This is a genomic window from Streptomyces sp. M41(2017) (genome assembly GCF_002078175.1).
In the GTDB taxonomy this organism is placed as follows: domain Bacteria; phylum Actinomycetota; class Actinomycetes; order Streptomycetales; family Streptomycetaceae; genus Streptomyces.
The window spans coordinates 3236245-3262253 of record NZ_MWFK01000001.1 but is presented as its reverse complement, the minus strand read 5'-3'; the positions used below and the strand labels follow the sequence as shown (position 1 = coordinate 3262253).

At 70.2% G+C, this 26009-nt stretch carries 22 protein-coding genes; 10 read left to right on the top strand and 12 right to left on the bottom strand.

Going from position 1 to position 26009, the window contains the following annotated elements:
- Positions 1 to 82: 82 nt before the first annotated feature.
- Genes B0675_RS14435 through B0675_RS14425 form a run of 3 tightly spaced genes read left to right on the top strand, consistent with a single transcriptional unit; the run spans position 83 to position 3232 of the window.
- Complete coding sequence (locus B0675_RS14435) at positions 83 to 1063, top strand: ABC transporter permease (RefSeq protein WP_081219212.1); 981 nt, start codon at positions 83 to 85, stop codon at positions 1061 to 1063.
- 58 nt (positions 1064 to 1121) lie between these two features.
- Positions 1122 to 2159: an ABC transporter ATP-binding protein gene (locus B0675_RS14430; protein ID WP_081219210.1), complete on the top strand. Its 1038-nt coding sequence runs from the start codon at positions 1122 to 1124 to the stop codon at positions 2157 to 2159.
- Positions 2160 to 2185: 26 nt separating this feature from the next.
- On the top strand, positions 2186 to 3232 hold the full coding sequence (locus B0675_RS14425) for a dipeptide ABC transporter ATP-binding protein (protein WP_081219208.1): 1047 nt from the start codon (positions 2186 to 2188) through the stop codon (positions 3230 to 3232).
- A gap of 172 nt (positions 3233 to 3404) precedes the next feature.
- Here B0675_RS14425 and B0675_RS14420 read toward each other — a convergent pair whose 3' ends face one another.
- Positions 3405 to 3797: a VOC family protein gene (locus tag B0675_RS14420; RefSeq protein WP_081219205.1), complete on the bottom strand. Its 393-nt coding sequence runs from the start codon at positions 3795 to 3797 to the stop codon at positions 3405 to 3407.
- 3 nt (positions 3798 to 3800) lie between these two features.
- Positions 3801 to 4319, bottom strand: a complete 519-nt coding sequence (locus tag B0675_RS14415) for a DinB family protein (protein ID WP_081219203.1) — start codon at positions 4317 to 4319, stop codon at positions 3801 to 3803.
- A gap of 103 nt (positions 4320 to 4422) precedes the next feature.
- Here B0675_RS14415 and B0675_RS14410 point away from each other — a divergent pair, with 103 nt between their 5' ends.
- Positions 4423 to 5463 carry an amidohydrolase family protein gene (locus tag B0675_RS14410; RefSeq protein ID WP_081219201.1) on the top strand — a complete coding sequence of 347 codons (1041 nt, stop codon included), beginning with the start codon at positions 4423 to 4425 and terminating at the stop codon, positions 5461 to 5463.
- Here B0675_RS14410 and B0675_RS14405 read toward each other — a convergent pair.
- Entirely contained in the window at positions 5435 to 5647 is a 213-nt protein-coding gene (locus tag B0675_RS14405) for a hypothetical protein (protein WP_241539784.1), read from the bottom strand. The two genes, B0675_RS14410 and B0675_RS14405, sit on opposite strands and share 29 nt — an antisense overlap.
- Positions 5648 to 5715: 68 nt before the next feature.
- Between B0675_RS14405 and B0675_RS14400 the strand changes: the two genes are divergently transcribed.
- Positions 5716 to 6450 carry a class I SAM-dependent methyltransferase gene (locus B0675_RS14400; RefSeq protein ID WP_081219199.1) on the top strand — a complete coding sequence of 245 codons (735 nt, stop codon included), beginning with the start codon at positions 5716 to 5718 and terminating at the stop codon, positions 6448 to 6450.
- 87 nt (positions 6451 to 6537) lie between these two features.
- Here the strand turns inward: B0675_RS14400 and B0675_RS14395 are convergent, their stop codons facing one another.
- The 7 genes from B0675_RS14395 to B0675_RS14365 all read right to left on the bottom strand — a co-directional run bounded on the left by B0675_RS14395 (position 6538) and on the right by B0675_RS14365 (position 18079).
- Entirely contained in the window at positions 6538 to 7695 is a 1158-nt protein-coding gene (locus B0675_RS14395) for a dipeptide ABC transporter ATP-binding protein (RefSeq protein ID WP_081219197.1), read from the bottom strand.
- A gap of 13 nt (positions 7696 to 7708) precedes the next feature.
- A complete protein-coding gene (locus B0675_RS14390) occupies positions 7709 to 8770 on the bottom strand; it encodes an ABC transporter ATP-binding protein (protein ID WP_081219196.1) in 1062 nt (353 codons plus the stop codon).
- A 9-nt stretch (positions 8771 to 8779) separates the two neighbouring features.
- The gene (locus B0675_RS14385) at positions 8780 to 9760 is read right to left on the bottom strand and encodes an ABC transporter permease (protein WP_081219195.1); all 981 of its coding nucleotides are present in this window, start codon (positions 9758 to 9760) and stop codon (positions 8780 to 8782) included.
- A gap of 95 nt (positions 9761 to 9855) precedes the next feature.
- Positions 9856 to 11664, bottom strand: coding sequence for an ABC transporter substrate-binding protein (locus B0675_RS14380; RefSeq protein WP_081219194.1), 1809 nt, complete (start codon positions 11662 to 11664; stop codon positions 9856 to 9858).
- A gap of 150 nt (positions 11665 to 11814) precedes the next feature.
- Entirely contained in the window at positions 11815 to 12804 is a 990-nt protein-coding gene (locus B0675_RS14375; RefSeq protein WP_241539783.1) for an ABC transporter permease, read from the bottom strand.
- An 887-nt stretch (positions 12805 to 13691) separates the two neighbouring features.
- Positions 13692 to 15599 (bottom strand): translational GTPase TypA, encoded by a 1908-nt coding sequence (typA, locus tag B0675_RS14370; protein WP_081219192.1) that lies wholly within the window; start codon positions 15597 to 15599, stop codon positions 13692 to 13694.
- A 179-nt stretch (positions 15600 to 15778) separates the two neighbouring features.
- A complete protein-coding gene (locus B0675_RS14365; RefSeq protein ID WP_081219191.1) occupies positions 15779 to 18079 on the bottom strand; it encodes an ABC transporter family substrate-binding protein in 2301 nt (766 codons plus the stop codon).
- Positions 18080 to 18530: 451 nt separating this feature from the next.
- On the opposite strand from B0675_RS14365, the gene B0675_RS14360 reads away from it, so the two are divergent.
- From B0675_RS14360 to B0675_RS14345, 4 genes are read left to right on the top strand one after another with little or no spacing between them, the layout of a single operon-like run.
- Positions 18531 to 18854 carry a hypothetical protein gene (locus tag B0675_RS14360; RefSeq protein ID WP_081219190.1) on the top strand — a complete coding sequence of 108 codons (324 nt, stop codon included), beginning with the start codon at positions 18531 to 18533 and terminating at the stop codon, positions 18852 to 18854.
- 46 nt (positions 18855 to 18900) lie between these two features.
- Complete coding sequence (locus B0675_RS14355) at positions 18901 to 19722, top strand: hypothetical protein (protein ID WP_081219189.1); 822 nt, start codon at positions 18901 to 18903, stop codon at positions 19720 to 19722.
- Positions 19723 to 19740: 18 nt separating this feature from the next.
- The gene (locus B0675_RS14350) at positions 19741 to 21684 is read left to right on the top strand and encodes a fumarate reductase/succinate dehydrogenase flavoprotein subunit (protein ID WP_081219188.1); all 1944 of its coding nucleotides are present in this window, start codon (positions 19741 to 19743) and stop codon (positions 21682 to 21684) included.
- Positions 21681 to 22451 carry a succinate dehydrogenase/fumarate reductase iron-sulfur subunit gene (locus B0675_RS14345; RefSeq protein ID WP_081219187.1) on the top strand — a complete coding sequence of 257 codons (771 nt, stop codon included), beginning with the start codon at positions 21681 to 21683 and terminating at the stop codon, positions 22449 to 22451. The genes B0675_RS14350 and B0675_RS14345 overlap by 4 nt, the downstream gene beginning before the upstream one ends.
- An 86-nt stretch (positions 22452 to 22537) precedes the next feature.
- Here the strand turns inward: B0675_RS14345 and B0675_RS14340 are convergent, their stop codons facing one another.
- The gene (locus tag B0675_RS14340) at positions 22538 to 22858 is read right to left on the bottom strand and encodes a hypothetical protein (protein WP_107482626.1); all 321 of its coding nucleotides are present in this window, start codon (positions 22856 to 22858) and stop codon (positions 22538 to 22540) included.
- A gap of 78 nt (positions 22859 to 22936) precedes the next feature.
- A complete protein-coding gene (locus B0675_RS14335; RefSeq protein ID WP_107482625.1) occupies positions 22937 to 24235 on the bottom strand; it encodes a hypothetical protein in 1299 nt (432 codons plus the stop codon).
- Between the two features lie 166 nt (positions 24236 to 24401).
- Between B0675_RS14335 and B0675_RS14330 the strand changes: the two genes are divergently transcribed.
- Complete coding sequence (locus B0675_RS14330; RefSeq protein WP_241539782.1) at positions 24402 to 25958, top strand: hypothetical protein; 1557 nt, start codon at positions 24402 to 24404, stop codon at positions 25956 to 25958.
- Positions 25959 to 26009: the final 51 nt, after the last annotated feature.

Below are 26009 nucleotides of genomic sequence, written 5' to 3'. Positions count from 1 at the left end.
GGCCGTTCGCCCGGCCGCCCCCTCAGGCCCACCCCCCTTCACGCCCCCGGCGACGGCGCCCCGTCCGGAAAGTCACGCCCCCATGTCCCGCTTTCTCATCCGCCGAGTCCTCGGCGCGCTGGTCATCCTGCTGATCATCAGCGCCATCACCTTCTGGCTGTTCTACGCCATCCCGCGTGACCCGGCGATGATGTCGTGCGGCAAGAACTGCACGCCCGACATGCTCAAGCAGATCCGGCACAACCTGGGCATCGACCACCCGATCCCCGTGCAGTACTGGGACTGGCTCAAGGGCGTGTTCGTCGGGCGCGAGTACGGCAGCTTCGGCAACTGCAACGCCCCGTGCCTCGGTTACTCCTTCGCCAACCGCGAGCCGGTCCTCGGCACGATCCTGGACCGCCTGCCGACGACGCTCTCCCTGGCGTTCGGTGCGGCCGTCGTCTTCCTGGTCTTCGGCATCGGCGCCGGCATGCTGGCCGCCGTCAAGCAGGGCCGGTTCCTGGACAAGTTCGCCAGCTCCGCCTCGCTGTTCGGCTCCTCGCTCCAGATCTACTTCGTCGGCTACGTCGCGATGTTCTTCCTGGTCTCCAAGATCCACCTGTTCTCGCAGCCCTCGTACACGCCGCTCACCGAGGACCCGGTCGGCTGGCTCTCCGGGATGCTGCTGCCGTGGCTGACGCTGGCGATCATCTTCACCGCCAACTACACGCGTATGACCCGCTCGCAGCTCGTCGAGCAGCTCAGCGAGGACTACGTCCGCACCGCCCGGGCCAAGGGGCTGTCCCGCAGGAACGTCTTCTTCCGGTTCGCCTGGCGCGGCGCGATGGGCCCCATCGTCACCGTCTTCGGCATCGACCTGGGCACCCTGATCGGTGGCGCGATCATCACCGAGTCCGTCTTCAGCATCCAGGGCATCGGCCGCCTCGCGGTGGACTCCGTGAGCAAGAGCGACCTGCCCATGCTGCTCGGCGTCACCATCCTGTCCGCCGGCGCGATCGTGTTCTTCAACATCATCGTCGACGCCGTGTACGCCCTCATCGACCCGCGGATCCGGCTCGCCTGACCCCGGGCACCCCGCCCCCGACAGCAACCCCGGCATCACCCCCCTCAGGAGCGTCCCCGTGACGAGCACCGATCAGCAGCCCTTCCTGTCCGTCAGGGATCTGAAGGTCCACTTCTCCACCGAAGACGGCGTCGTCAAGGCCGTCGACGGTCTCACCTTCGACCTGGCCAAGGGCAAGACGCTCGGCATCGTGGGCGAGTCGGGCTCCGGCAAGTCCGTCACGAACCTGACGATCCTCGGCCTGCACGACCGCGACCGCACCGCCATCGACGGCGAGATCCTGCTCGACGGCAAGGAGCTGCTGACCGCCTCCGAGCGGGAGATGGAGCGGCTCCGCGGCAACAAGATGTCGATGATCTTCCAGGACGCGCTGGCCTCGCTGTCGCCGTACCACACCATCGGCAAGCAGATCGGCGAGACGTACCGCAAGCACACCGGCGCCTCCAAGAAGGAGGCCCGGGAGCGGGCGATCGAGATGCTGCGCCGGGTGGGCATCCCGCAGCCCGACGTGCGTGTGGACGACTACCCGCACCAGTTCTCCGGCGGTATGCGCCAGCGCGCGATGATCGCCATGGCGCTGGTCTGCGACCCCGAGCTGCTCATCGCGGACGAGCCGACCACCGCGCTCGACGTGACCGTGCAGGCGCAGATCATGGACCTGCTGAAGGACCTCCAGCAGGAGTTCGGCACCGCGATCATCTTCATCACCCACGACCTCGGTGTCATCGCCGACATCGCGGACGACGTACTCGTGATGTACGGCGGCCGGTGCGTGGAGCGCGGGACCAAGAAGGAGGTGCTGCGGGCGCCGCAGCACCCGTACACCTGGGGTCTGCTGGGCTCGATGCCGAGCCTGGACGGACCGGTCGACGTACCGCTGTCGCCGATCCCCGGTTCGCCGCCGTCGCTGCTGAACCCTCCGTCCGGCTGCCGCTTCCACCCGCGGTGCACCTTCAAGGAGAAGGTCGAGGGCGGGCTCTGCTCCACCGAGCAGCCGCTCCTCCAGGTCACGGACGGGCGCGGTGCCGCCTGCCACCTCACGGCGGACCAGCGCCAGGAATACTTCGCCGACCTCGCCGCGACCCGGTCGCACTGACGTAGCTGAGACGGGACTTCACGATCATGAGCAACACGAACCCCCTCCTGGACGTCACCGGGCTGACCAAGCACTTCCCGGTGATGGGCGGCTTCCCCTTCAAGCGGAAGATCGGCGCGGTGCAGGCCGTCGACGGTCTCGACTTCCAGGTGGCCGAGGGCGAGAGCCTCGGCCTGGTCGGCGAGTCCGGCTGCGGCAAGTCGACGACCGGCCGGCTCGTCACACGGCTGCTGGAGCCCACCGGCGGTCGGATCAGCTACCGCGGCCAGGACATCACGCACGCCAACCGCAAGCAGCTGGCGCCGGTCCGCTCCGAGATCCAGATGATCTTCCAGGACCCGTACGCCTCGCTGAACCCGCGGCAGACGGTCGGCAAGATCATCTCGGGCCCGATGGAGATCAACGGGATCAACCCGAAGGGCGGCCAGGAGAACCGCGTCCGCGAGCTCCTGGAGACCGTGGGTCTCAACCCCGAGCACTACAACCGCTTCCCGCACGAGTTCTCCGGCGGCCAGCGTCAGCGCATCGGCGTCGCCCGCGCGCTCGCCCTGGAGCCGAAGCTCATCGTCGCGGACGAGCCCGTCTCCGCGCTCGACGTCTCCATCCAGGCGCAGGTCGTCAACCTCCTCCAGGAGCTGCAGAAGGACCTGGGGATCGCGTTCCTGTTCATCGCCCACGACCTCGCGATCGTGCGGCACTTCTCGCAGCGGGTCGCGGTCATGTACCTCGGCAAGATCGTCGAGATCGCCAACCGCGAGGACCTGTACGACAACCCGCGTCACCCGTACACCCGCGCGCTGATGTCGGCCGTGCCCGAGGCGACCGCGGACGACGTCCCGGCCCGCGAGCGCATCCTGCTCAAGGGTGACGTGCCCTCGCCGCTCAACCCGCCGTCGGGCTGCCGGTTCCGCACCCGCTGCTGGAAGGCGACGGACAAGTGCGCCTCCGAGGCTCCGCCGCTGGTGCAGATCTCGGGCAGCAACGCCGGCCACCTGACGGCGTGCCACTACCCGGAGACGACGGAGACCGTTCCGGCCCCGCGTTTCTCCAAGGACCCCGAGGCGGCGGTCTGACACACCCCAATTCGTCAGCCGCTCCCTTTCGGAACCGACCTTCACCGGCCCATTGACCCGAGCCCACGAACGTCCTGTTCCAGGGGAACGAAGGCCCGCGCCCTCCTGGGTGCGGGCCTTCTTCGCGGGCCGGCCCGGGCCCCGAGGGCGTGCCGGCCGCGCGGCGGGGGCCTCAGCCCAGCTCGCCCCGCTCCACGCAGAACTCGTTCCCCTCCGGATCTGCGAGGACGACCCAGCCGCCGCCGTCCGGGCGGGTGTGGTCGGCGATCCGGCGGGCGCCGAGAGCGACGGCACGCTCGACCTCCGCGCTGCGGGTGCGCCCGTGCGGCTCCAGGTCGAGATGGACGCGGTTCTTCGCCGTCTTGCCCTCCTCGACGTGGACGAACAGCAGGGTCGGACCGCCGGACGGGTCGGTGATCACCGCCTCGGGATCACCCGGCTTGTCGTCGTCGGCGAGCGGGCGGCCGAGCAACTCGCTCCAGAACAGCCCGAGGTCGTACGGGTCGCCGGTGCAGTCGAAGGTGATCGTGCGGATGGTCGGGTTCAACGTCCCTGTGTCTCCCATGGTCTAGCCCCCGGTCCGGCCGTCGGCCAGTTCGCGCAGGATGTCGATGTGGCCGTTGTGGCGTGACGTCTCCTCCACGAGGTGCAGGAGGATCCAGCGCAGGTCGGCGTGCCGGCCGTCCCGGATCGGCCGCTGGGCCTTCGCGTCGAGATCGTGCGCGGCGACCAACTCGCGGTAGCGCGTGTTCTGTTCCTCGTAGGCGTCGAGGATCTCGGCCAGCGGGATGTCGACGGCGATCCGCATCTCGCGGTCCGGGTCCTCGTCCGTCCAGGGCCCCTCGTCCTCCTCACCGAGGAAGACGACCTGGAACCAGTAGTACTCCACCCAGCGCAGGTGGTTCACGACCCCGCTGAGGGTCATCAGCGGAGACCCGGACAGCGGCGCCTTGCGGGCGTCCTCCTCCGAGAGCCCCTCGCACTTGGCGCGGGCGGTGGCACGGGCGTAGTCGAGGAAAGTGGTCAGCTGGGTACGCTCGTCCCAGGCCGCGGGCGTGTCCGTACGTGTCTGCGAAGTCGAAGTCATCGGGGTGAAGCATCCCGGGCGCCGGGTCCTGTGTCGACCGATTAACGGGCTCCGGAGAAACCGCACTTGCCGTTCATGACCACCCCCGCCAGACTCGGGCGCCATGCCCTATCACCTGCGCGGCACCGTCCTGCCCGACGGAGCCGTACGCGACCTCTGGACACTCGGTGACCGGATCACCTTCGCGCGCCCGTCCGTGCCGGCGGAGACCGTCGCCGACGGCGGGTTCCTGCTGCCGGGTCTGGTCGACGTCCACACGCATCCCGGCAGTTCGGCCGCGGACGAGGCGCGCTTCGATCCCGAGGTCTTCGCGGAGCAGATCGCCGCGCACCGGGATGCCGGGGTCACGGCTCTGCGGTTTCCCGGACTGCTGGGCGAGATCCCCGACGAACTGCGCGAGGACCCCCGTTCACCGCGGATGATCACGGCGGGGCGCTGGCTGGCCTGGGCCGGGCTCTCCCGCGGTGCCGCGTTCCACACGGTGACGGAGGACCTGGTCGCCGCGGCGGTGGCCGAGGCGAAGGCGCACGACGGCTGGTGCAAGCTCATCGGCGACTGGGACTTCGAGGCCCCGCCGGTGCCGTACGAGCTGCTCCGCGCCGTCGTCGACGGCGTGCACGCGGCCGGTGGCCGGGTCGCCGCGCACTGCCAGTCGGCGGCGGGCGTGCTGGGCGCGGCCCGCGCGGGGGTCGACTCCATCGAGCACGGCATGGGCATGCCCGAGGAGTGCGTGGACCTGATGGCCGGGCACGGCAGCGCCTACGTCCCGACGCTCACCGCCTTCGCGCACAGCGCCACCCGGATCAAGGACAACACCCGTGGCCGGCTCTGGCACGCGGGGCACCGCACGATGATCCGCCGGGTCCGGGAAGCGTACGACGCCGGGGTCACCGTCCTCGCGGGCACGGACTCCGCGCCCTACGGCAACGTCGCCACCGAGGTCGAGCACCTCATCGAGGCGGGCCTTCCCACGGAAGCCGCGGTCGGCGCGGCGAGCTGGACGGCCCGCGCCTTCCTCGGCCTTCCGTCCCTGACGGAGAACGCCCCGGCCGACATCACGGTCTACGCGACGGACCCCCGCACGACCCCGGAGACCCTCCACCACCCCACCCGCATCATGCTCCGGGGGCGGATCGTCCGCTGACCTGCCGCACCACCAGCTCGACCTCGAAGCCGTCGGTGTCCTCCAGACGGGCGGCGCAGTGGCCGGGCCCGCCCGCGTACGGATGACGGTCCGGAAAGAGCAGGGGCCGGCCGTACCCGGGTGCTTCACCGACCAGCTCATCGAGCTCGGCACGTGCACCCCTCCAGCCTTGCCAAATCTTCACCTGTTCCGGTGCTGGATTCCTTGGTGATCACTGTTTCGGACGGACCCGTTGGCTGAGAGACTGCTGCGATGGCTGATCGTTCGTTCAGTGACGTGTCACTCGCCGCCCTGTACGACCAGCTCAATCCATGGGGGGCGGGCGACGACTTCTATCTGGACCTGGTGATGTCCGCGCGGTCCGTGCTCGATGTCGGGTGCGGGACGGGGCGGCTGTTGGCGAGAGCCCGGGAGGCCGGGCACGGGGGGCGGTTGTGCGGGCTCGACCCCGCCGCGGCGATGCTGGTGCAGGCACGCCGGCGGGCCGCCGCCGAGTGGGTGCTCGGGGATCTCGGATCGGCGCGCTGGGAGCGGGAGTTCGACCTCGTGGTGATGACGGGGCACGCGTTCCAGGTGCTGCTCGGCGACGACGAGGTGCGCACGGCGCTGGCCTCCGTACGGCGGGCTCTCGGTGACGGGGGCCGGTTCGTGTTCGAGACGCGCAATCCCGCCGCGCGGGCGTGGGAGACGTGGACGCCCGACCGGGCGCGCGAGGTGAGTGACGCGTGCGGGGGCTTCGTACGGGTCAGCCACCGGGTGGAGGGGCCCGTCCTCCGGGACCGGGTCACGTTCAGCGAGACGTTCGAGCACCCGGACTGGGAGCGGCCCCGGGTCAGCCGCAGCACCCTGCGGTTCCTGGGGGCGGACGCGCTGCGCGGGTTACTCGGGGACGCGGGCTTCGTCGTGCGGGAGCAGTACGGGGACTGGGGCAGGGAGCCGCTGTCCCCCCGCTCCCCCGAGATCATCACCGTCGCCGGCGCCGTCTGAGACACGCGAAGGGGCGGGCCCGGCCCAGAGGCCGGACCCGCCCGCGCACCGATGGGGTGCCTCGCGCTCTGTGTGGCCCCTGTCGCGCTACTCGGGGCTCCCCTGGTCGTCCTTCTCCAGCGCGGCCAGCGCGGGGTCGAGGACGATGTCCTCCGCCCGCGCGGCGACCGACGGCTCCTCCGGGAAGTGGCAGGCGGTCAGGTGGCCTTCGGAGTTCCCTCCGAGCCGCACGAGCGGGGGCTCCTCCTGGGCGCACTTGTCCTGCGCCTTCCAGCAGCGGGTGCGGAACCGGCAGCCGGACGGCGGGGAGATGGGCGACGGCACGTCACCCGCGAGCCGGATCCGTTCGCGCCGGTCCCCGCCCGTGCCGTCCAGTTCGACCTCGGGCACCGCGGACAGCAGGGCGTGCGTGTAGGGGTGCCGGGGCCGGGTGTAGATCGATTCCCGGTCGCCGACCTCGATCACCTTGCCGAGGTACATGACCGCGACCCGCTGCGAGAAGTGCCGTACCACCGCGAGGTCGTGGGCGATGAACAGGAACGCGATGCCCATCTCCTTCTGCACCTGCTGGAGGAGGTTGACGACCTGCGCCTGGATGGAGACGTCGAGGGCCGAGACCGGCTCGTCCGCGACGATGAGCTTCGGCTCCAGGGCGAGCGCACGGGCCACCCCGATGCGCTGACGCTGACCGCCGGAGAACTCGTGCGGGAAGCGGTTGTAGTGCTCGGGGTTGAGACCGACCGTCTCCAGGAGTTCACGGACGCGCTTCTCCCGGCCGCCCTTCGGGTTGATCCCGTTGACCTCCATGGGACCCGAGATGATCTTGCCGACCGTCTGCCGCGGGTTCAGCGACGAGTACGGGTCCTGGAAGATCATCTGGATCTCGGAGCGGATCGGCGCCAGCTGCTTGCGGCTGGCGTGACTGATGTCCTGGCCGCGGTAGCTGATCCGACCGCCGGTGGGTTCGAGGAGGCGGGTGATGAGCCGGCCGGTCGTCGACTTGCCGCAGCCGGACTCGCCGACCAGGCCGAAGCTCTCGCCCACGTGCACGGTCAGGTCGATGCCGTCGACCGCCTGCACGGCGCCGATGGTGCGCCGGATCGGGAAGCCGCCCTTGACCGGGAAGTGCTTGACCAGTTTCTCGACCACCAGCAACGGCTCGTCGGAGCCGCCGTCCGTGGCCGCGCGCGGAGCGGGCAGCGTGGCATCACCCGTCGGGACGTCCTTCGCGACGTCTTCCTTCATGACGCTGTTCTCCCTAACGCAGCCGGGGCTTGATCTGCTCGATGAAAATGGCCTGCTTCTGCTGGGCCGTGAGGTGGCAGGCGCCTCCCCGGCCCGCCGGGAGCAGCGGAGGTTCGTCCACGCAGCGCGTGCCCCCGACCTCGCCCTGGAAGGTGCAGCGGGGGTGGAACCGGCACCCGGACGGCGGCCTCAGCAGGGAGGGGGGCGCGCCGGGGATGGGCGCCAGCGGCGTGTCGATGTCCGAGTCGAGGCGCGGCATCGAGTTCAACAGGCCCCAGGTGTACGGGTGCTGGGGCGACCGGAGCACCTCGCTCACGGAGCCGCGTTCCACCGCCCCGCCCGCGTACATCACCATGATGTCGTCGGCCATGTCGGCGATGACGCCCAGGTCGTGCGTGATGAAGATGATCGCCGAGCCGAACTCCTGCTGGAGGTCCTTCAGGAGGTCGAGGATCTGCGCCTGGACGGTCACGTCGAGCGCGGTGGTCGGCTCGTCGGCGATGAGCAGGTCGGGGTCGCAGACCAGCGCCATGGCGATCATCGCGCGCTGGCGCATACCGCCGGAGAACTGGTGCGGGTAGTCCTTCGCCCGCTCCCTCGGGTTCGGGATGCCGACCTTGCCGAGCATCTCCACCGCCCGGTCCCAGGCCGCCTTCTTCGACGCCCCGGTGTGCTTCATGAACGGCTCGGCGATCTGCCGGCCCACCGTGTAGTACGGGGACAGGGCCGTCAGCGGGTCCTGGAAGATCATCGCGGCCTTGTTGCCGCGCACCTTCTCCAACTCCGACTCGCGGGCGGTGATCAGCTCCTGCCCGTCGAGCACGATCTCGCCCTCGATGCTGGTGAACATCGGGTTGTGCAGGCCGAGGACGGTCAGGTTGGTGACCGACTTGCCGGAGCCCGACTCCCCCACGATGCCGAGGGTCTTGCCCCGTTCGAGGTCGAAGGAGAGCCCGTCGACGGCCTTGACGACGCCGTCCTCGGTCTTGAACCGGACGTACAGGTCACGCACCGAGAGGAAGGCGCCCGAGTCCGCCGGTACGCCGGCACCCGATTCCTTGGTCAGAGTGGTCACGGAATGCTCCTAGGACAGCCGCACGCGCGGGTCGATGAAGGCGTAGCAGGCATCCACGATGATGTTGAACAGCAGGATCATGGCGGCGGAGAAGAGCATCACGCCCAGCAGCAGCGGAAGGTCGCTGAAGAAGACGGCCTGGACGGCGAGTTGGCCGAGTCCGGGAAGGCCGAACGTGTACTCGGTGATGATCGCGCCGCCGAGCAGCGAGCCGAGGTCGATGCCGAAGATGGTGACGATGGGGATGAGGGAACCGCGCCAGGCGTAGCGGAAGAACACGTACTTGCGTGACATGCCCTTCGCGCGCGCGGTGCGGACGTGCTCCTCCTGGAGCTGCTCGATCATCGACGAGCGCGCCATACGCGTGTACTGCGAGGCGAAGATCGTGGAGAGGATCACCCAGGGGATGAGCAGTCCGCTGAACCAGGTCGCGGGGTTGGCCAGGAAGTCGTTGTAGGCGGGCTTGGAGAACAGGTGGGTCTGGTAGACGAGCGCCGCCAGCGCCAGCGGACCCAGGAAGTAGATCTGCATCGAGCTGAGGATCATGGCCCCGGCCGTCACCGTCTTGTCGAAGAGCGTGCCCCGCTTCCAGGCGGAGAACATGCCCGTGCCGAGGCCGACGAAGAGGAAGATGACGGCGGCGCCCAGCGTCAGCGAGACGGTGGTGGGCAGCCGGTCCATGAGCGTGCCCCAGACCTGCTCGTTGGTGTGGTACGAGTACCCGAAGCAGGGCGCGGGGCACGGCCCTTGGGTGAAGTCGCTGCTGCCCAGCACGAGGTTGTGCAGGAAGATCCAGTACTGCTCGGGGATCGACTTGTCGAGCCCGAGCACATGATGGATGTTCTCGAGGTTGGCAGGCGTGCATGTCTTGCCGCACATCAGCAGCCCGGGGTCCCTCGGCATCCCGAAGAACAGCAGGAACGCGACGATACTCAGCAGAAACAGGATGACGACGGCGCCGAGTGAGCGGCGAACGAGGAAGCGCAGCATGACAGGGGCAGCTCTCAGACGTCAGCGGGCCCGGCGGGGCCCGGTGCGTGCCGCTCGTCGAGCGGCAGGTGCACCGGGCCCCGTCAGAGCGACGGTTACTTGACGAACAGGCGACGCGGGTCGACGCCACCGATCACGTCGTCGTAGACCAGGCCGCCGACCTTGGAACCGGCGATCTGAGTCTGCTTGTAGTACGCGGTCGGGACGACGTTGACGACGTCCTTGACCAGGTACTGGTCGACCTTCTCCCACGCGGCCGCGGCCTTGACCGGGTCGGTGATCTTGTTGATGCGGTCGATGTCCGCGTTGACCTTGGGGTCGTTGACCTGCGAGTAGTTCTGCGCGCCGTCGGCGATTCCGCGGCCGTCGTACAGCGGCGGGATCACGGTCGAGGCGGACGGCCAGTCGGCACCCCACGCGGTGTGGAAGATGTCGTAGTTGTTGTCGAGCTTGCTGACCTGGTCGTAGTACGTCTCGGCCGGGATCTCCTGGCGCTGGACGTCGAAGCCGGCCTTCTTCAGACCCGCGGCCATGGCGGTGGAGTACTGCTGGCCCTCGGGGGTGTTGATGTAGCCGAAGGTCAGCTTCATGCCCACCTTGCCCGCTTCCTTCAGCAGGGCCTTGGCCTTGTCCGGGTCACCGGCCGGCTTCTTGATCTTGCCGAACGGGTCGAACGAGGCGTCGTAGCCGCTGACAGTCGGGCTGATCAGACCGCCGGCGACCTGCATGGCGTCGTTGCCGCCGAAGGCACGCACGAACGGCGTGATCGGCAGGGCGTAGGCGATGGCCTCGCGGATCTTCTTGTCCTTGAGGGCCGGGTGGCTCATGTTGATGTTCATCTGGCCGACGTACGGCTGGAAGCCGGACACCGTACGGGACTTCATCTTCGGGTCGGAGAGGACCTTGGAGAGGTTGCCCGCGTCGACCTGGTTGTTGAAGCTGATGCCGGCCTGGTCGGCACCCGAGTCGGACAGCAGCGTCTTGGTGGACGCCTCGTACTGCTGGTTGAACGTGAAGTTGAACTTGTCCACGTACTGGTGGCGGATCGGGTCGGTCTTCGGGTCCCAGTTGGTGTTCTTCACCAGGACCATCGACTTGCCGGACTTGAACGACTGGATCTTGTACGGTCCGGCCGCCACCGGCGCCCGGTCGTACTTCTCCTTGGTGTCACCCTTCGCGGAGACGATCGCGTAGCCCGCCATGGCGAGGGCGTACGGAAGGTCGGCGTGCGGCTGCTTGAACTTGAAGACGATGGTCTTGTCGTCCGGCGTCTGCAGGATGCTGTCCGGCAGGTGCTTGCCCTTGTAGGGGCCGTCCTTCAGCAGCTTGCGGTAGTCCGCGCCCGGGCTGTCCGCGAGCCACTGCTGGATGTAGGGCGGGCCCTGGTTGATGAACGGCGCGAAGAGGCGCTCCATGGTCTGCCGGACGTCCTTGGACGTGATCGGCGTGCCGTCCTCGAACTTGATGCCGTCCTTGAGCGTGTACTTCCAGGTCTTGCCGCCGTCCGTGGTCGTACCGGAGTCGGTGGCGAGGTCGCCGACGACCTCGTGCTTGGAACCGTCGTCGCTCGTGGCCTTGTAGCCGGTCAGACCGCGGTGGATCAGCGTCGCGAGGGAACCCTCGTCGGACACGTAGATCTGGCCCGGGTCGAGGTGCGCGTAGCTGTCACGCTGGAGGACCTCCATCGTGCCGCCGCTCTTCGCGCCGGGAACCTCGGCCGCGGGGCCGGTGGAGTCGGCCGCGTCGCCGAACTTGATCGACGCCTGCTGCCGCTGCGCGTTCTCCTTGTCCTTCTTGTTGTCGTCCTTGCTGTCGCTGCCGCCCTTGCTGCAACCGGTGAGCACGAGAGCTCCCGCCGCGAGCACGGAGATCGCGGCGTATGCGTGGCGTCCGCCCCTACTCATCACTCAGATTCCTACCCATCTGTGTATCACCAGTGCGAACAAGTGCACCTGCGGTGCTGGTGAGTCGCTTTTGGTCGACCAGTGAAGTGCCGTTGATGTGCTGTGGAAGTGCCGTTCGAAATCGGGGCGAAGGCGCCCACAACTCTGTGGTCAGCGAGCCGTCTTGGGATCGAAGGCGTCCCTGACCGAATCCCCGAGCAGGTTGAACGCGACGACGAAGATGATCATCGAGACGCCCGGGAAGAACATGTAGGTGATGTCGTTCTGCAGGACGAGTTCGGTCGAGGCCTTGGAGAACATCTGTCCCCAGTCGGGCGTCGGTTCGACGATGCCGACACCGAGGAACGACAGGCCCGCCTCGATCGTCACGAAGTTCGGGAGCAGGTAGGTGGCCTGCACGAGGAGCGGTGTCACCACGTTGGGCAGCACCTCCTTGCGGATGATCCGCCAGGGCGGCGCGCCGCTCACCTTGGCCGCCTCGATGAACTCCCGTTCGCGCAGGGCGAGTGCGGTGCCGCGCAGGATGCGGGCGAGACTCATCCAGCCGAGCACCCACTGGACCGCGATCAGCGCGACCACGCGGACGTAGGTGGGTGTCTCGTCGCGGGGACTCACGAAGAGGGAGACCACGACGGGCATGCTCGCGATGAAGAAAAGCTGCGAGGGGAAGGCCAGCAGGAAGTCGATGACACGGCTGATGCCGTAGTCGACCTTGCCGCCGATGTAGCCGGCGGTGACTCCCAGCAGGATGCCGGTGATCACGACCGCGATCGTCACCGCCACGGAGATCATCAGCGAGGTCCGGATGCCGAAGATCAGCTTGGTGAAGACGTCGTAGCCGTTGCCCGGCTCCAGGCCGAACCAGAACTCGCTGCTGATACCGCCGTTGGGCTGGACCGGCACGCCGGCGCTGTCGAAGAGCTCGGGACGCTCGTCCGCGTACACCGTGTACGGGTTCTTGCCGTACAGCTTGCCGATCAGCGGCGCCAGGATCCCGATCAGGAAGTAGAACCCCACGACATAGGCGGAGATGACCCCCGAGCGGTCCCGCTTGAAGCGGATCCACATCAACTGGCCGGGAGACCGGCCGACGAGCTGGTCGGCCTCGGGTCGCGCGGCCGCCACCTGCCCGTCGTCCACGGCGACCGGTCCAGCGCCGTCCTCAGTCTCGATAGGACTCGTCACAATTCGCCCATTCCGCAAGTGTGGGTGTGCCGTACCCGGACGCGGCCGGTCCGCCGGAGCGGAAGAAGCTGCGCCGAGTCGGCGGCCGTCACCTGGTGTGCCAGGCCGCCGTTCGGTTGAGAAGAGACGTCAATTACCCGGTCGCCGACCGGAACTCCCAGTCGGACGCGCGTAGTTGGAACCACATCGGGGTCCGCCGACAAGAACGGGGAACCGGGTGGTGCTCAGCGACGCACCGGGCCGGGCCTTCGCCCGGGCCGCGGCGTCAGCGCACGCGGGCACAGAGGCGTGATCGGAACTCCGCCTCGTCGCGGATCGCGGGGGACGATGTGACCCACATGGTGCTGGTGACACCGCACATGGGTACCTCCTCATGACTCAACCGGTGCACGGACAGGAGGGGCACTGCTGACCTCCGACACCCCTGACGGAGGATCAAGCACCCCACTGTGCTCGTGAGTCGGCACTGTCCCCACAGCGCATGACCCATTGACCCGAGCGTTACGCGGCTAACTATCTGACATGAGCCAGATAACCGACCACAGCCTTTAGGTCTCGGTTCCATCACAGCTACCGCGTACATCTTCCAAAATCTGGACAAAATGATCCGCCGGAGAAGCCCCCGAAACGGACGTGTTACATGCGTATCGGTCGAGGGGCTCCGCATTTCGGACATGACGAGACGGAAAACGGGTTGCGAAAAGCCCGGGTGCCCCCATGCTTGGGGGCACCCGGGCTCGGTTGCCGGTGGATCCACTCGTCACGACGAGCGGATCGGCCCGTCCCGGCCGGCCGGCTCAGCGGCGGCGCGGCGGGTCGGACAGGGCGCTACGGCCGGTGGATCAGCCGTGCTTGGCGCGGCTCGCGGAGCGACCGCGCTCCTTCTGGTCCAGGACGACCTTGCGGATGCGAACGGCCTCCGGGGTCACCTCGACGCACTCGTCGTCGCGGCAGAACTCCAGGGACTGCTCCAGCGAGAGCTTGCGCGGCGGAACGATCGCCTCGAACGAGTCGGCCGCGGCCGACCGCATGTTCGTGAGCTTCTTCTCCTTGGTGATGTTCACGTCCATGTCGTCGGCGCGCGAGTTCTCGCCGACGATCATGCCCTCGTACACCTCGGTGCCGGGGTCGGTGAACAGCACGCCACGCTCCTGGAGATTCGTCATCGCGAACGCGGTGACGGCTCCGGCGCGGTCGGCGACGAGCGAGCCGTTGTTACGGGTCGTCAGGGTGCCGAACCAGGGCTCGTGACCCTCGTGGATCGAGTGGGCGATGCCCGTGCCGCGCGTGCCGGTCAGGAACTCCGTACGGAAGCCGATGAGGCCGCGGGACGGGACGACGAACTCCAGACGGACCCAGCCGGAGCCGTGGTTCGACATGTTGTCCATCCGGCCCTTGCGGACGCCCATGAGCTGCGTGACCGCGCCCATGTGCTCCTCGGGGACGTCGATCGTCATGCGCTCGACCGGCTCGTGCACCTTGCCGTCGACGATCTGGGTGACGACCTGCGGCTTGCCGATGGTCAGCTCGAAGCCCTCACGGCGCATCTGCTCGACCAGGATGGCGAGCGCGAGCTCACCACGGCCCTGGACCTCCCACGCGTCCGGACGCTCGGTGTCGAGCACCCGCAGCGAGACGTTACCGATCAGCTCGCGGTCGAGCCGGTCCTTGACCTGGCGGGCGGTGACCTTGCGGTCCTTGACCGCGGCCTTGGCGTCCGCACCCTTGCCGGTCGCACCGCGGCCGACCATCGGAGAGGTGTTCGTGCCGATGGTCATGGAGATCGCCGGCTCGTCGACCGTGATCAGCGGCAGCGCGATCGGGTTCTCGGGGTCGGCGAGGGTCTCGCCGATCATGATGTCCGGGATACCGGCGACGGCACAGATGTCACCGGGGCCCGCCTTCTCGGCGGGCTTGCGGGTGAGCGCCTCGGTCATCAGCAGCTCGGTGATGCGGACGTTCGCCATGGTGCCGTCGCGCTTGATCCACGTGACGTTCTGGCCCTTGCGCAGCTCACCCTGCTCGACACGGAGCAGCGCGATACGGCCGAGGAAGTTGTCGGCGTCCAGGTTCGTGACGTGGGCCTGGAGCGGCGCGGTCTCGTCGTAGGACGGGGCCGGGACCGATTCGAGGATCGTCGTGAAGAACGGCTCCAGGCTGTCGCTGTCGGCCGGGACGGTGCCGTCCTCCGGCTTGGTCAGCGAGGCCACGCCGTCACGCGCACACGCGTAGACGATCGGGAACTCGATCTGGTCCTCGTCGGCGTCGAGGTCGAGGAAGAGGTCGTAGGCCTCGTTCACGACCTCGTCGATCCGCGCGTCCGGGCGGTCCGTCTTGTTGATGCACAGGATGACGGGGAGCCGGGCGTGCAGCGCCTTGCGCAGCACGAAGCGGGTCTGGGGGAGCGGGCCCTCGGAGGCGTCGACGAGCAGTACGACCGCGTCCACCATCGACAGGCCGCGCTCGACCTCACCACCGAAGTCGGCGTGGCCGGGGGTGTCGATGATGTTGATCGTGATGGCCTCGCCGCCATCCTTCGGGTGGTACTTGACCGCCGTGTTCTTCGCCAGGATCGTGATGCCCTTCTCACGTTCCAGGTCGTTCGAGTCCATCATGCGGTCGTCGAGCGACTCGGCGGCGTGCGCGGCGAAGGCACCGGCCTGCTTGAGCATGGCGTCGACCAGAGTGGTCTTGCCGTGGTCGACGTGGGCGACGATGGCGACGTTGCGGATGTCGTGGCGCGTGGCCATATTGAGGCGCTTCTCCCGGAGTGAGTGGACGGCCTCCGCGTCGCGGGGCCTGCCGGGCTGAACACGCCACGGCCTTACCCCATCGTACGTGGCCCTGGCGGAGGCAACCTCCGCAGGGCCACGGGGGGCGGGTCCGTGCGGGCCCGCCATGGGGCGGGCCCGCACGGTTCATCCGCAGGTCATCCGGTCTTCGACGGGCTCGCCACGGGGTGCGCGCCCTTCTTCAGGAAGCCCATGTCCTCGTACACCGGGGTCTGGAAACCGAAGGCTCCGGCGTTGGCGAGACCGGTGCGGACGGCGGTCAGCTGGGGGCGCTGGTAGAGGGGGATGGAACCGGCCGCGGCCCAGATGCGGGCGTCGGCCTTGCGGACCAGGGAGCGCTCCTCGCTCTCGTCCAGCGTCGAGAGCGCCTGGTCGAACAGTTGGTCGACCTGGTCGGTGCCGACGCGGGTGTAGTTCTGCTCCACGCTCAGTGAGCCGTCGGCCGCCGGGACGGGCTTGGAGTAGATCGGACGGGCGTCGGTGGCCGGGTAGGCCGAGCCGGGCCACGAGTACAGCGCCAGGTCGTACTGGCCCGAGGCGATGTGGTCCTTGAAGTAGCTCGCGTCGGACACCTTGGAGATGTCCGTGCGGATGCCGATGCGCTGGAGCATCTGCGCGATCCTGTCGGCGACGGCCCGCAGCGACTCGGAGCCCTGTCCGGAGGGCAGGACGAAGCGGAGCGTCAGCGGCTTGCCGTCCTTGGCGAGCGCGCCCGACGCGGCGCCCGCGGGTGCGGCCGTGCCCTTCGGGGCGTACGCGCCCTGGGCCCCGCCCTGCTTGGCGTACTGCTTGCCGGCCTGCTGCTCGTCCGCCTGGATGCCGGACTGCGCGCTGGTCCGCTCGTGCGCGCCGGTGTGGTCCTTCGGGTCCTTGCGCAGGTCCCGGTCGGCCTCGGACGGCTTGTTGTCCTCGCCGACGATGTACGTCCCGTCGTCGCCCGGGCTGTCGTCCGTGTCGGCCTTCTTGCCCTTGGACCCGGCGGCCTTCTCCGTCTTCTTCTGCTCGGTGACCGGTCCGCCGGGCACCCAGCCGGCGTCCGCGAGGAGCGCCCGCGCCTCGGCGGTGTCCTGGCCGCCGAGCGCGCCGCTGTTGTCGGAGTACGCCGCCTGCCCGATGAGGGCGAGGTGGCTGCCGACCGGCTCGGCGGGCAGTCCCAGCGGCTTCAGGACCACCTGGGCCAGTTCCTTGCGGTCCAGGGCGCGGGCCACGGCGCGGCGGACCCGCTCGTCGGCCAGGGGGCCCTCGGAACCGTTGAGGGCGAGCTGGGTGTAGGCGGGTTCGAGGGACTTGCGCACCACGAAGGCGCTCAGCGCGGCCTGCCGGTCCGCGGCCTTCGCCTTGCTCCCCTCGGCGCCGGTGGTGTCCTTCTCGTCGGCGTCCGAGGACTCGTCGCTGTCGCTCTCGGTCTTGGTCCCGCTCTTGCTCTTGCCGTCGTCCCGGGCCTTCTCGTCCTTGCTCTTTCCGGTCTTCTCGCCGGAGTCGTCCTTCTCGCCCTTGTCCCGCCCGGCTCCCGGAGACTGCGTGCCGGTGGCGGACGCGCCCTTCAGCGGGCCGGACCTGCCGCGGGCCGCGGTGATGCGCTCGGCGTCCGCGGGGTCGATCTCGGCCATGTCGAGCTCGTCGGCGGCGAGCGCGGCGGCCCGCTTGTCCCGGGCCACGGCCACCAGGTCGATCTCGGACAGCTTGGTGGGGCTGCCCCACCAGCGCGGATTGCGGGTGAGCTGGACCTGGCCGCCCTTCACGTCGACCTTCTTCACCGCGAAGGGGCCCGCGGAGACCTTGAGCTTGCGCCGGGCTCCGTCATTGAAGGAGTCCGCGGTGCCCATGACGCTCTTCGGGTACAGCGGCGAGAAGAGTGACTTCCAGTCGGCATAGGGCCGCGCGAAGGTGACGCGGACCTCCAGGTTGTTCTTGCCCCGCTCGATCTTCTCGATGCGGTCGTAGCCCGCGTTGCGGGCCGTCCAGTACGCGGAGTCCTTGCCGGACAGGGCGCGCCACTGGGCGGCGAAGTCGGCGGCGCCGATCTCGCGCCCGTCGCTCCAGACGGCCTGCTGGTTGAGCTTGTACAGCACCACCTGCTTGGGCTCGGTGCCGACGACCTTGGCCGACTCCAGGTAGGCGGGGTTGATCCGCGGCCGCCCGTTCGCGTCGAGCCGGTACATCGAGGGCAGGACGGCGCCGGCGACCCGGGAGGTGGCCGCGTCCGCGTCCGCCTGGAATGCGTTCAGCGTCTCCGGGACCGCGTCCACCGCCCAGCGCAGGGTGCCGCCGTCGGCGACCTGGTCTCGGGACGCGGGAGCGATGTCCTGCGCGGCCGCCGGCCTGTCCCCCTCGTCGTCCGCGCTGCAGGCGGAGAGGAGGGGTACCGCGAGCACGCCCGCGGTGAGGAATGCGGCCGAGCGCATCACCGCGCGCAGTCCGACGCCGTCGTGGGACATCACTGCAACCTCCGGGGGACGCTCCGCTGTCTGGGGCACGTACTGCTTCTGATCACCATTGGGCTTATTTGGAGCTGATCAGATCTATGCGCCCACTGAAGGCGAGCGAAGGCCGGCGGAGGGGGCGACACGGCGGCAGCGGCGCGGAACCCCACCCGTGCGGCGCAATCCCGGGCCCGGCGCCCTGGGCTGCGGCCGGTGCGCGGGGACCGGGCACCGGCCGCACGGAGCACCGACCCTCGGCGCGGGTTCCTGACGGGGGCGCGCGGACCGTCTGAAGGGCGCGCGGACCGGCGCACGGAGGAAGACCGCCGCGCGCACGGCGCGATCTCGGACGGATGAGCCCTCAATCCGTGCACACGCCTTCACACGGGTGTGTGTGACGCGCAACACTCGCAGGCGCATGAACGTTGCCGCCTGGGGCCACGGGGCCCGGAAGTGAGGGCAAGTCATGTCCGTGCACGACGACCTGACAACGGTCCAGCGCTGCCTCGACGACCTGCTGCGGTCGGTGCGACGGCTGGAACAGGACCTGGGCACCGGCCTGGAGATGCGCCGCGTCCGCGCCGACGCCGACCACCTGCGCGAGAGCGTCGCGCTGCTGCGCGAGGCGAGCACGGGCCCGGCCCGGCTCCCGGCCGTCCCCGGACCGGCGGGACCCGCGTCCGGGCCACGGCCCGACCTGGTGCGGATCCCCGACACCCCGTACGACAGCTCGCTGTGGACCGACTCCGACGACGAGGGTCTCGGCTCCTCCCACGGTCCCACCCACTGAGCGCCCTCGACACCGGCGCGCCCCCGAACCCGACCGGAGTGCGAAGTTGGCCACTGGTACGGAACCCCATCTGAACAGCGGCGGTGTACGCGCCGGTACGCGCGCCGCGATCGACGCACCGCATCTGCGGACCGACCGCTGGTGGCTGGCACCCGCCGTCACCGCCGCCGGGCTGCTCGCCTTCATCGTGTACTCGACGTGGCGGGCCTTCGCGGACACGGACTACTACGCGGCGCCGTACGTCTCGCCGTTCTACTCGCCCTGTCTGGCGGAGCGGTGCAGGACGATGCACGCCGGGCCGAACGCGGACCTCTTCGGGAGCTGGTGGGGCATCTCGCCCGCCATCATCATCCTGGTCTTCCCGCTCGGGTTCCGGCTGACCTGCTACTACTACCGCAAGGCCTACTACCGCGGCTTCTGGGCCAGCCCACCGGCCTGCGCGGTCGCCGAGCCGCACAAGAAGTACTCCGGCGAGACCCGCTTCCCGCTGATCCTCCAGAACGTCCACCGGTACTTCTTCTACGCGGCCCTCGTCGTCGCCGGCATCCTCACGTACGACACCGTGCTGTCGTTCCGCGACGAGCACTACGCCTGGGGCCACATGGGCCTCGGCTCGCTGGTGTTCCTCGCCAACATCACGCTGATCTGGGCGTACACCCTGTCCTGCCACTCCTGCCGGCACATCGTCGGCGGGAAGCTGAAGCACTTCTCCCGGCATCCCGTGCGCTATCGGATGTGGCAGTGGGTCGGAAAGCTGAACGCCCGTCACATGCAGCTGGCCTGGGCGTCGTTGATCAGTGTGGCGGTGGCCGACTTCTACGTGTACCTCGTCGCGTCCGGCGTCTTCGACGATCCGCGCTTCTTCTAGATTGGGTGGAGCCCCCTGATGTCCGTGGTCGACCGACAGGAGTGGGACGTCGTCGTGGTCGGTGCCGGTGGCGCCGGACTGCGTGCCGCGATCGAGGCACGTGAGCGCGGCGCCCGTACGGCGGTGATCTGCAAGTCGCTGTTCGGCAAGGCCCACACGGTGATGGCCGAGGGCGGCATCGCGGCCGCCATGGGCAACGTGAACTCCGGCGACAACTGGCAGGTCCACTTCCGCGACACCATGCGCGGCGGCAAGTTCCTCAACCAGTGGCGAATGGCCGAGCTGCACGCCCGCGAGGCACCCGACCGGGTCTGGGAACTGGAGACCTGGGGCGCCCTCTTCGACCGCACGAAGGACGGGCGGATCTCCCAGCGCAACTTCGGGGGCCACGAGTACCCGCGCCTCGCGCACGTCGGCGACCGCACCGGGCTCGAACTGATCCGCACGCTCCAGCAGAAGATCGTCTCCCTCCAGCAGGAGGACATGCGGGAGACAGGCGACTACGAGTCCCGCCTGAAGATCTACCAGGAGTGCACCGTCACCCGGATCCTCAAGGACGGGCAGCGGGTGTCCGGGACCTTCTGCTACGAGCGCGAGTCGGGCCGCTTCTTCGTCCTCGAAGCCCCCTCCGTGGTGATCGCCACCGGCGGCATCGGCAAGTCCTTCAAGGTGACGTCCAACTCGTGGGAGTACACCGGCGACGGGCACGCGCTCGCGCTGCTCGCCGGGGCGCCGCTGCTCAACATGGAGTTCGTGCAGTTCCACCCGACCGGCATGGTCTGGCCTCCGTCCGTCAAGGGCATCCTCGTCACCGAGTCGGTCCGCGGCGACGGCGGGGTACTGCGCAACTCCGACGGAAAACGCTTCATGTTCGACTACATCCCGGACGTCTTCAAGGAGAAGTACGCGCAGTCGGAGGAGGAGGGCGACCGCTGGTACGAGGATCCGGACCACAACCGGCGCCCACCGGAACTGCTCCCCCGCGACGAGGTCGCGCGGGCCATCAACTCCGAGGTGAAGGCCGGTCGCGGATCGCCGCACGGTGGGGTCTTCCTCGACGTGTCGACCCGGATGCCCGCCGAGGTGATCCGGCGCCGACTCCCCTCCATGTACCACCAGTTCAAGGAGCTGGCCGACGTGGACATCACGGCCGAGGCGATGGAGGTCGGGCCCACCTGCCACTACGTGATGGGCGGCATCGCGGTCGACTCGGACACGGCGGCGGCGCGCGGCGTCCCCGGCCTGTTCGCGGCCGGCGAGGTCGCGGGAGGCATGCACGGCTCCAACCGGCTCGGCGGCAACTCCCTCTCCGACCTGCTGGTGTTCGGGCGGCGCGCGGGACAGCACGCCGCCGAGTACGCGGCCGGGCGCACCGGCGACCGTCCCCCCGTGGACGAGGTCCAGGTCGACACGGCCGCCGCGGAGGCGCTGCGGCCCTTCTCGGCGGAGGGCCCGGTACCCGGCGAGGACAACGGCCGCCCGCCCGAGAACCCGTACACCCTGCACCAGGAGCTCCAGCAGGCCATGAACGACCTGGTCGGCATCATCCGGCGCGAGGCCGAGATGGAGCAGGCGCTGGAGAAGCTCGCCGACCTGCGGGTCCGGGCACGCAGGGCCGGCGTCGAGGGGCACCGGCAGTTCAACCCGGGCTGGCATCTCGCCCTCGACCTGCGCAACATGCTGCTCGTCAGCGAATGCGTGGCCAGGGCGGCGCTGGAGCGCACGGAGTCCCGCGGCGGGCACACCCGTGAGGACCATCCCGCGATGGAGCGCGTCTGGCGCCGGGCCAACCTGCTGTGCCGGCTCACCGACCCCAGCGGCGGACTGGCCGCCACCGATCCCGTCCGCGGCCAGATCGATCTCACCCGCGAGGACACCGAACCCATCCGCCCCGACCTGCTCTCCCTCTTCGAGAAGGAGGAGCTGGTCAAGTACCTCGCCGAAGAGGAGCTCTACGAGTGAGCAGCTATGAGGCCCGCTTCAAGGTGTGGCGCGGGGACGTGAAGGGCGGCGGCCTGAAGGACTTCGAGGTCGAGGTCAACGACGGCGAGGTGGTGCTCGACATCATCCACCGGCTCCAGGCGACGCAGGCCCCCGATCTGGCGGTGCGCTGGAACTGCAAGGCGGGCAAGTGCGGTTCGTGCTCCGCGGAGGTCAACGGCCGGCCGCGGCTGCTGTGCATGACACGGATGTCGGTGTTCACCCGCGAGGAGACGATCACCGTCACCCCGCTCCGCGCGTTCCCCGTCGTACGGGACCTGGTGACCGACGTCGGCTTCAACTACGCCAAGGCGCGCGAGGTCCCGGCCTTCGTGCCGCCCGCGGACGTCGGGCCCGGCGAGTACCGGATGATGCAGGAGGACGTCGACCGCTCGCAGGAGTTCCGCAAGTGCATCGAGTGTTTCCTCTGCCAGGACACCTGCCATGTCGTCCGTGACCACGAGGAGAACAAGCCGGCGTTCGCGGGTCCCCGGTTCCTGATGCGGGTGGCCGAGCTCGACATGCATCCGCTGGACGCGGCGGCGGACTCCGGACTGGACCGCAAACGCACGGCCCAGGACGAACACGGCCTCGGGTACTGCAACATCACCAAGTGCTGCACCGAGGTCTGCCCGGAGGGCATCAAGATCACGGACAACGCGCTGATCCCGCTCAAGGAACGAGCCGTCGACCGCAAGTACGACCCGTTGGTGTGGCTGGGCTCGAAGATCGGGCGGCGGCGGGGCTGAGACCCGCCGGACGGCCCGGAGCGAGAACCCGGTCGGGGCGGGGAGCGACTCCCCGCCCCTGGCTCCACGCCCTATGCGATGGCGCGTCAGTTGACGTCAGTGCGAGCGGGCTCGGCGACGCGCCCCGGGTATTGCCCGAGGATCTGGAGCGCCTGGCCGGCGAGGAACAGGGCCATTCCGGTCATCGCGTACGGCGTCATGTCGGCGTCGGGGCCGTGGAACGGCCCCAGGAGCATGAACAGGGACAGGCCCAGGGACCCGCTCAGCGCGCCCCAGCCCCACAGCCTCGGCCGGACGACCCGGCGGCGGACCAACGGCGGCACCCAGGAGGCCGCGATCGCCGCGACGCCGAGTCCCGCGCCGACCGTGACGGCCGCCACCGCCAGTCCCACGAGGTACCCGTGCATCCGTCCCCACCTCGCCTTTCCCGCACCGCCCCGGCCCACGGGGCGTGCCCGGATCATGGCACGCCGTCGCCGGGGACGTCACTCCTTGCCGACCCAGTCCTCGCGGTACGCCGTCCAGTCGGTCTCCGTGGCCGCGAAGTCGACGTAGAGGGCGACGCCGAAGTGTTCGCGGGTGCGGTCCGTGCGGGAGAGGCCGAGGCGGGTTCCGCGGACGGCCGCGGCGACCGTCTCGGCGTACGCGCTGTGGCCCATCTTGTTCTCGTGGAAGAACGGCAGGCCCATCAGGAGGTCCGTCGACTTCGGCGTGACCTCCAGGGCGAGCGCGGTCTGCTGGGCGACGTAGCCGCCGTACAGGCTCTGGAGGGGCATCGCGGTGTCGTACGACATGACGGCGATCTGGTCGACCCGGCGGGCGACCTGCCCGAAGTAGGCCTGGGACCACCACTTGGGGTGTCCGGTCACGGTGCCGGCCGCGGAGTGCAGGCCCGGCAGCGGGTCGATCTGGTGGGAGGCGACGGAGAGTTGGACGTGCCGGGCGCGGGTGAGGGCGTGCAGGCGGTCCAGGAGCGCGAGGTAGTGGGTGTCGCCCGAGTGGAGGGGTTCCAGGTCGAAGTGGACGCCGTCGAACCCGGCGTCCAGGATCCGGCCGGCGGACCGCACGACGGCGTCGCGGGTGCCGGCCCGTCGCAGCCGCATGCCGTCCGGGGTCTCGGTCGCGAGTTCGTCGCCGAGCCAGGCCTGGACCCGGACGCGGGGCAGGCGCTCGTGTACGGCCGCGATCAGCCGCCCCGCGGACGGGTATGCCGTCGCCGGGAGCGAGCCGTCGTGCTCCAGCGGCCCCGCGTGGACGTACAGGTCGCGTATGCCGGTGCTCCGCAGCCGCTCCGCCAGCGCGTCGAGGTCCGCGTCGCTCTTCCGGCCGTCCACCCAGGCGTGCCCGAGCCACAGCGCGTCCCGGTTCCGGGTCCGGGTTCCGGCGGCCGGGTCACCGGCGTAGTTCACCCGCAGGGCGATGCCGCCGGCGAGGAGGGGAAACAGCAGGAGCAGCACCAGGCCGAGCGCGATCCGCCTGGGTGTCCGCAGGCGCGGGTGGCGCCAGCCACGCACGAGCCGCCGGTACGGAGAGGCCCCGCCCGGGGTCGGGCCGGTGTCCTGGCCGGAGCGTGAGGGTGTCTCCTCGTCCGACCGCGGCCCGTCGGCGGGTTCCGTCCCGGGCGGTGCCGGGGTGCCGGAGCGGGGCGGCAGGGGTGCGGGCCCGGTGGTCGGGTCGGACGGGCCCTGCCGGGGCACGGCCGGGCCGGGCGGATCCTGCCGGGACGTCGTCGCCCCGCCGCGTTCCCGCTGCTCGTCCGGCCCGCTGTCCCGCCCCGTGTCCATCCCTCGCACCCCTCCCGTACGCCCCCGTATCCCCTCGTACCTTAGGCGTCCCCACCTCGGTGGATCCGGGTCGCGGAGGCGGTCCGACGGCCATACGCTCCCAAATGTGACGTCGTCCTCGAGTCGAAGCCGGTCGCCCCGGGCCCCGTCGCACAGAGCCGTGCGGGTGACGCACGCCGTGCTCGGGGGGCTGGCCGCGGTGGGGTGGCTGGTGCTGCCGCTGGCGGGCGGGGCCGGCGGACGGAGCGGGGCGGGCGTCGCGGGCGGGGCCACGGTGACGGTCGCGCGGAGCGAGGGTGTCACCGCTCCGGCCGCCCCTTCCTCCGAGGCGGTGGGGGCCACGACCGGGGATCTGGTGCCGCCGCTCGTCGCGGCGGGTGCGGCGGGAGCGCTGGCGGCCTACGGGTACGGGCGGCGCAGACGACGCGTGGCGACACGGACGACACCCGGCGGCAGCGGGCACCACCTCATATCCCTGCCGGAACTGGACGCCCGGACACGGGAGTTGCTGGTCGGCCTCGACGACTGCGTACGTGCCTCGGCCGAGGAGCTGGGCTGCGCGGCCGACCGCGCCGCGCCCGGCGCCGTGACCCCTTACGCGGAGGCGTTGGCGTACGCGGAGGCCGCACTGCGGGCCGCCTTCCGGCTGCGGCAGCGACTCGACGACGCGGAGACCGCACCGGACGGCGACGACCGCCGGGACGTACTGGACGAGATCGTCGCCCGGTGCGAGGACGCGGGGCGGCGGCTGGACGCGGCGGCGCCGGGCTTCGACCAGCTCCGGGCGCTGGAGCGGGAGACCCCCGCGGCCGTGGAAAGGGCGGAGACGCGCTTCAGGGAGCTTGCCGGACGGACTCCGGCCACCGAGGCCGCGCTCGCCGCCCTGCACGAGCGGTACGCCCCCGGCGCCTCACTCCCGGTCGCGGGTGACGTCGAACAGGCCAAGGACCGGCTGGTGTTCGCCGGCCTCCGGCTCAACCTGGCCCGCCAGTGCGCGGACCGGGGCGAGTCGACGCAGGCGGCCGCCTCCCTGCGCGCGGCCGAGGCCGCCGTGGCGCAGGCGGGTGTCCTGCTGGACGGGGTGGACCGGCTGGCGGACGAACTGGCCACGGCCGCCGCGCGGTTGCCGGCGGCTCTCGCGTCGGCGGAGGCCATTTCCGGCGTGGTCCACGGCCGCGCGCCGGTCACCGGGGAGACCGATCCCTTCCCCCTCGGCGGTGACGCACGGCTCGCCCGGGCCGGGGTGCTCCTCGCGGGCGTACGCCGGGAGACGGCGTCCGGTCCCTACGATCCGCCGGACGCGCTGCGCCGGGTGACGGAGGCGGCCGCGCTGCTCTCCGAGGCGGGAGAGGGCGAGGTTCCCGACCTGCGCGACGACGCGCTGCTGCCGGCCCGCGGCGCGCTCGCCGCCGCCGCGGGCTTCATCGGCACGCACCGAGGAGCCGTCGGCAGCGCGGCCCGGACCCGGCTGGCGGAGGCGGAAGCCCTGCTCGGCCCGGGTTCGCCCACCTCGACGGCCGTACGGCGGGGCGGCGAACTCGCCCAGGAGGCACGGCGGCTCGCCGAACGGGACGTACGCGCGCACGGCAGCCCCGTGAGCGGCGACGCGGGCGCCGGGGCGGGCGGCGCGGTGCTCGGCGGGATCCTCCTCGGCGAGGGCGCGGGCCCGGTGAGCTACGGCGGCCCGCGTACCCGGGGCCGCCGGGCGACGCCCACCGTCTGACCCGATCCCCCGCGGGTGCGGGGGCCGCGGCCGGGTCACGGAGCGGGCGTC

What these genes read in the sequence shown, in the direction of transcription:
- B0675_RS14425 (WP_081219208.1), top strand. Translation starts at nt 2,186, where the DNA reads ATGAGCAACACGAACCCCCTCCTGGACGTCACCGGGCTGACCAAGCAC.
- typA (WP_081219192.1), bottom strand. Translation starts at nt 15,599, where the DNA reads ATGGCCACGCGCCACGACATCCGCAACGTCGCCATCGTCGCCCACGTC.
- B0675_RS14415 (WP_081219203.1), bottom strand. Translation starts at nt 4,319, where the DNA reads ATGACTTCGACTTCGCAGACACGTACGGACACGCCCGCGGCCTGGGAC.
- B0675_RS14395 (WP_081219197.1), bottom strand. Translation starts at nt 7,695, where the DNA reads ATGAAGGAAGACGTCGCGAAGGACGTCCCGACGGGTGATGCCACGCTG.
- B0675_RS14350 (WP_081219188.1), top strand. Translation starts at nt 19,741, where the DNA reads ATGTCCGTGGTCGACCGACAGGAGTGGGACGTCGTCGTGGTCGGTGCC.
- B0675_RS14385 (WP_081219195.1), bottom strand. Translation starts at nt 9,760, where the DNA reads ATGCTGCGCTTCCTCGTTCGCCGCTCACTCGGCGCCGTCGTCATCCTG.
- B0675_RS14365 (WP_081219191.1), bottom strand. Translation starts at nt 18,079, where the DNA reads ATGTCCCACGACGGCGTCGGACTGCGCGCGGTGATGCGCTCGGCCGCA.
- B0675_RS14360 (WP_081219190.1), top strand. Translation starts at nt 18,531, where the DNA reads ATGTCCGTGCACGACGACCTGACAACGGTCCAGCGCTGCCTCGACGAC.
- B0675_RS14335 (WP_107482625.1), bottom strand. Translation starts at nt 24,235, where the DNA reads ATGGACACGGGGCGGGACAGCGGGCCGGACGAGCAGCGGGAACGCGGC.
- B0675_RS14380 (WP_081219194.1), bottom strand. Translation starts at nt 11,664, where the DNA reads ATGAGTAGGGGCGGACGCCACGCATACGCCGCGATCTCCGTGCTCGCG.
- B0675_RS14340 (WP_107482626.1), bottom strand. Translation starts at nt 22,858, where the DNA reads ATGCACGGGTACCTCGTGGGACTGGCGGTGGCGGCCGTCACGGTCGGC.
- B0675_RS14420 (WP_081219205.1), bottom strand. Translation starts at nt 3,797, where the DNA reads ATGGGAGACACAGGGACGTTGAACCCGACCATCCGCACGATCACCTTC.
- B0675_RS14435 (WP_081219212.1), top strand. Translation starts at nt 83, where the DNA reads ATGTCCCGCTTTCTCATCCGCCGAGTCCTCGGCGCGCTGGTCATCCTG.
- B0675_RS14410 (WP_081219201.1), top strand. Translation starts at nt 4,423, where the DNA reads ATGCCCTATCACCTGCGCGGCACCGTCCTGCCCGACGGAGCCGTACGC.
- B0675_RS14400 (WP_081219199.1), top strand. Translation starts at nt 5,716, where the DNA reads ATGGCTGATCGTTCGTTCAGTGACGTGTCACTCGCCGCCCTGTACGAC.